At 51.7% G+C, this 5,309-nt stretch carries 3 protein-coding genes; 2 read left to right on the top strand and 1 reads right to left on the bottom strand.

Features of this window, described 5'->3' with window-relative positions; genetic code table 11:
- Positions 1-224 precede the first annotated feature (224 nt).
- Positions 225-1,307, bottom strand: coding sequence for a GGDEF domain-containing protein (locus RMSM_RS11285; RefSeq protein WP_008695576.1), 1,083 nt, complete (start codon positions 1,305-1,307; stop codon positions 225-227).
- Positions 1,308-2,135: 828 nt separating this feature from the next.
- Between RMSM_RS11285 and RMSM_RS11280 the strand changes: the two genes are divergently transcribed.
- Positions 2,136-2,591 carry a hypothetical protein gene (locus RMSM_RS11280; RefSeq protein ID WP_008695572.1) on the top strand — a complete coding sequence of 152 codons (456 nt, stop codon included), beginning with the start codon at positions 2,136-2,138 and terminating at the stop codon, positions 2,589-2,591.
- The coding region (locus tag RMSM_RS36735; protein WP_478212704.1) for a PAS domain-containing protein at positions 2,504-5,309 on the top strand (2,806 nt) is incomplete at its 3' end. The genes RMSM_RS11280 and RMSM_RS36735, both read left to right, overlap by 88 nt.

The raw sequence follows: 5,309 nt of genomic DNA, 5'->3' as shown, positions 1-5,309 counted from the left end.
AAGACGCGTGCAATCAAGCGATTCAAGAGGCGTAACGACGCAGGCGGAAGCGACAACCTGACGATCGTTGCGTGTCGCTTTCGAAGAACGCGACCCGTGCAAGAAATGGAAGCGGCTATCGAAGTGTTGATGCCTGATGCGGACGACACCGTCGACGAAGCGGTGCAGATGAGCTAACCGATCTGTGACGCTTGGCGATCTTCGGTGGCGGTTTTGGGGCTGACTTATGCGTCGCCATTGATTGACGGGACGCGGTTCAGTTGACGTTCGGCGCGAATGCAATTGCGGCCATTTTCCTTGGCACAGTAAAGCAGTTTGTCCGCGCGGTCAAACCAACTCTTCCGCGAATCGTCGCTTCGCAAGATCGCGACACCGATCGAGGCCGTAATCTGAGGCAGTGATTGTCCGCTCGCTTGATGTTTGAAACGATGGTTTGCCAGCGAATCGCGAATCTTTTCAGCAAATTGCAACGCTTCACTTGCCATCGCCACACGCATGAATACACCAAATTCGTCACCACCATAGCGAGCCACCGTCGCATCTCCAATCACTGACTGAATCTTCGCCGCAATGAATTTTAACAGGCTGTCACCGACCGTATGGCCAAGGTGGTCATTCACTTGTTTGAAACCGTCGAGATCGACCAGAATCAGCACGGCGTCCCCGGCGGTGTCCGAGCAGCGGCTACGGATCGCGGTTTCCATCAAGGCATCAAAACATCGACGATTACCAACTCCGGTTAATGCGTCTGTCATCGTCGACCGCTGCGACGCGATGAGTTCCTCTTGTAAATGATTGATTTGCCCTTGGGACTGCTTCAATTGAACCTTCATCGAATCCAATTGAGATTGCATGGTTGCGTTGCTGGCAAGGACTTCGGCGACGCACGCTTTTATCTTTTCCGGAGTGATATTGGCTGAGGTCAAATCACGATTGGCATGGTCGATCGAATGACCGAGTTTTTCTCCTGCATGCATCTGACGATCGATCGCGACCACTAATTCCTGAAGTTCGTCTTCGAGTTTGCTGCTGATTTGGCTGTTGAGCTCGACATGGGTCGGTTGGCAATACTGTTGATGCAATGCTTCGAGCTGCTCTATCGAAACCGGCTTGGCGTTGTCGATGGCACCGCTTAACTGTTCACGAATCTCGGGGCTTGCTCCTTCGGAGTATCGATACCAAACCTCGTAAATAGTTGGAGTGGGGGGCGTCCGAAAACGGCCAACGAATTGGAGGGCTTTCTTGGCAATGGAAAAAGCGTGGTCAAAGTCTTGATCAGCGTCAGAGGCGGAGGGTTCGGAGGTCACGCAATAAAACTCCTGGCAATAAACATGTTGTTAAAAAATTCACTCGAAATTTCACTGCATCGATCACTGCAACGCCGACATATTCAGCGATCACCGGATCCACCACTCCGATGGGGCGGTGCGATCGAGATCCTCCGCCAAGGAACGTGATGGCTGTATTTAATCATCGTCCGAGAAAAGGGACAACAACAGTAAGAAGCTTGTTGCGGTCGGACGAAGGCGACGGTGGCAGCAAGCAGAGATGCCAATTTCCTCTCCCTTAGTCCGTTTTCATTCCCGTATTGTCGTCGGTAACGGTGCCAAAGCTTTCAAAAAAGACCGATGGGGGGCGCGATCGAAAAAATCATACGTCCTATCAAAATGCAATTCGCAGCGCAGATTAATTTTTCGTAAAAATATGCTTAAAGGGGGCGTCGGTTTACGGCAATTAGGGGGTGCGGCGTGCGAGAAAACTTATCCTACAACAAGCCCGGATTTCCCAACTAAGTCGCCTGTTTGATTCGGGGGTTTCGCGTGTGCCTCCGCAGCGGAGCAGCGCATCCGCAGAGACCAAGTGGTTCACTCTGCCGTAACTGCTTGCGTAAAGCCGAAAGGGGGTGGTGTGAAATACCTTGGATTATGCGCTGTATTCGTGCGGATACCCGCCGGATTGACTAGTCACCGCAAACCGCAACCTAAGGTTTTTTAGCGTCTCCGAGCCAGCGGTACGGTGGGAGCGACTTTAAAAATCTTAAGAATTCTCGCGGGGGGCAAGCTGTGAGTTCGTGTCTGAGGTTTGGCATCGCCAGATCAAATCGAGATCGCTGCAGATCGACTAAGAACATCGTGATGGGAGCAATCTGCGTCTTGTTCTTGTTGGTGACGCAAGCCAGTGCCGCAGACACGGCCCTACGGTCGAGTCAATCTGGTTCACTCGCGAGTTGCTGCGGCGATGGTGATTGTTCGACAGTCGCCATCGCTGCGGACAGCGAACGTGAATTTCACGCCGAAGGGATCGCTACCTTTTTCTCGAAATTGGTGGACACTCGCGATTTTCCAGCACGATGGTACTGCGGTACATGGTCGTTGGACGTGGGGTGGCTACACATCGTTTCGGATGTCGCGATTTTTGGCGCCTACTTTGCGATTCCTCTTGTGTTGATGGGGTTTTTTGCTTCATCGCCGCGATTTGCCCTTTCCTCGAGTGATTTGGTTATTTGTCCGCGTTTATTCTGTCGTGTGGAATCACACACTTTATCGAAGCCGGACTGTTTTGGTGGCCGGTGTATCGGTTATCAGGATTGATGAAGGCGTGTTCTGCGATCATTTCTTGGGCAACGGTCGTTGTTCTTGTTCGCGTCACGCCAGCTGCGTTGAGGATTCCGTCGGCCGCATTGCTTTCCAAGCAATTGCAGGAAGGCAAAGAGCGGCTCAACCTAGCCTTGGAAGCAGGACGTGTTGGAGTCTGGGAATGGGAATTGAATACCAACACGTTCACTTGGGACAGTACCACTCGGCAGATCTTGGGGGTCGATCCCCACGTTGAAATTGACTTTGACCTATTTGCCGCGGCGCTTCACCCGGATGATCGCGACCGAGTTACGCAACTCGTCAACAACAGTCTTCGCACCGGATGTCGCTATGACACCCAGTACCGAGTGTTGCATCAAGATGGAACCATTCATTACGTGCGAGCCAAAGGAAACGTCATCTATGGCACTAACGCAAAGCCAGAGCGATTTCTTGGTGTCTGTCTCGACTTCACACAGCAGCAGCTTCAGGAAGATGCTGTATGGGAAAGTAAGAACAATTTTCAGAGTACATTCGAGCAGGTTGCGATGGGGATCGCCCATGTATCGCCGATCGGTAAATGGTTGCGAGTCAACAAGGGACTGTCCGACATCCTGGGCTACAGCGAAGCAGAATTGCTACAGTCGACGTTCCAGGATCTCACTCATCCGGATGACCTGAATGCCGATTTGAACAACGTGCAGTTTCTGCTCGACGGCCGCATCGATTCCTATGCGATGGAAAAGCGTTTTATTCGCAAGGATGGAAGTCAGGTATGGGGAAAGTTGACGGTGTCGTTGGTCCGCGACGTGACCGGCAACCCCAAGCATTTTATCACCGTCGTTGAGGATATTCAGCAACGAAAAGACGCAGACGCAAAACTGCGCGAATACACATCGCAAATTCGAAAACTTTCGCTCGTCGCAAGTAAGACCAAGCATTCGGTGGTGATCTGCGATTCGGATGGGCGAATTGAATGGGTGAACGACGGGTTCACGCACTTGACCGGCTACACCTTGGACGAAGTCGTAGGGGAGTACCCAAACGACCTGCTGATAGGTCCCGAGACCGATGCCAACACGGTGTGTTTGATTTCCGACGCGGTCCGACGTGGGGAAAGCGTCGCGGTGGAAATTGTCAATTACAACAAGTCGGGCGAGAAATATTGGATTGATTTGAAGATCGATCCTGTCTTTGATGAACAGGGTGAATTGACGCAGTTTATTGGCACGCAAGTCAATATCACTGAGCGAAAGAACGCCGAAATCGCGATGCGACAACAGCAAAAACGCTTTCAGCGGTTCTTGCGATCGGACATCGTCGGTATTGCAATCGTACGTATCAGTGGCGAAGTGGTTCAAGCCAATGATGAAATGCTCCGTATCGTTGGTTCTTCTCCTGCTAGATTCGAACAGCAGGTATTCGATTGGCGAGAGCTGACTCCCGAGGAATATTCGCCTCGTGACGAACAGGCGACGACAGAGTTGTTGGCCACGGGCGCGGTCAAACCCTACGAGAAAGAGTTAATTCGTCACGATGGCACGCGTGTGCCGGTAGTGATCGGAGCCACTCGTCTTGATGAAGAAGACGACTTGACGCTCTGTTTTGTGTTGGATGCAACATCGCAAAAGGAAGCGCAGGCAAAATTGCAATCGGCAAAACGCGTTGCGGAGAAAGCGAATTTGGCCAAGAGTGAGTTTCTCGCGGCGATGAGTCACGAGCTGCGCACTCCGCTCAATGGGGTGATCGGAATGACCGAGTTGCTGTCCGAGACCGGGCTCGATGCCCGCCAAAAACGATTCGTGGACGCTTGTCAATCGAGCGGCAAGGCATTGATGACACTGATCAATGACATTCTCGATTTTTCAAAAATCGAAGCCGGACATCTCGAGCTGGACGAACATCGATTCGATTTGCTGGAATTGCTCGATGATGTCATGACATCGATGCCCACTCGGTTGGCAGGCAAGCAGATCGAGTTGCTTTACCAGTTGGACCATCCTGCGACCATGACATTGTCAGGCGACAGCAACCGTCTACGTCAAGTGCTGTTTAATCTGATCGGAAACGCAATCAAATTTACCGAGCGAGGCGAAGTCACGTTGCTTGCCGAACCACAGCGGTTGACTGAAAGTGAAGCGACGATCCAGTTTTCGATTACGGACACCGGGATCGGTATTCCTCGTGATCGCATTCATCGATTGTTCCAAGCATTCTCGCAAATGGATAGTTCGACCAGTCGCCAGTATGGCGGGACAGGGTTGGGGCTTTCGATCAGCAAAGGGCTGGTCGATTTGATGGGCGGAAGCATCGGAGTGCAAAGCGAGGAAGGGGTGGGGTCACGGTTTTGGTTTACACTGACATTCAAACGGTTGCACGTGGTGAAATCTCGCGACCGGATCAGTGCTGAACGTGTCACCAACGATCAAGTGCATGATTTGCAAGTGCTTGTGGTCGAAGACAACGACGAGTGTCGACGTACGCTCAATAGCATGTTGCAAGCTTGGCAGATCAAAGTGGAATGCGTTGAAAACGCGGAAGATGCCGTCAAACGATTAACGAAATCACGTGCAAACGGGACACCGTTTGATATCTGTTTGATCAATCAAAGCTTGCCTGAACAAGATGGTCTCGAATTAGGACGGCGATTGCGAGAGGATTATGCTTTCGATGATCTGCTGCTGTTCTTGATGGCTCCGATGGATAGCGATCTTGTCCAGTCCAGCGAAATGT

It is taken from the genome of Rhodopirellula maiorica SM1, from assembly GCF_000346295.1.
Lineage (GTDB): Bacteria > Planctomycetota > Planctomycetia > Pirellulales > Pirellulaceae > Novipirellula > Novipirellula maiorica.
Note: the sequence above shows the minus strand (reverse complement) of the source record. Positions and strands in the feature narration are given on the sequence as shown.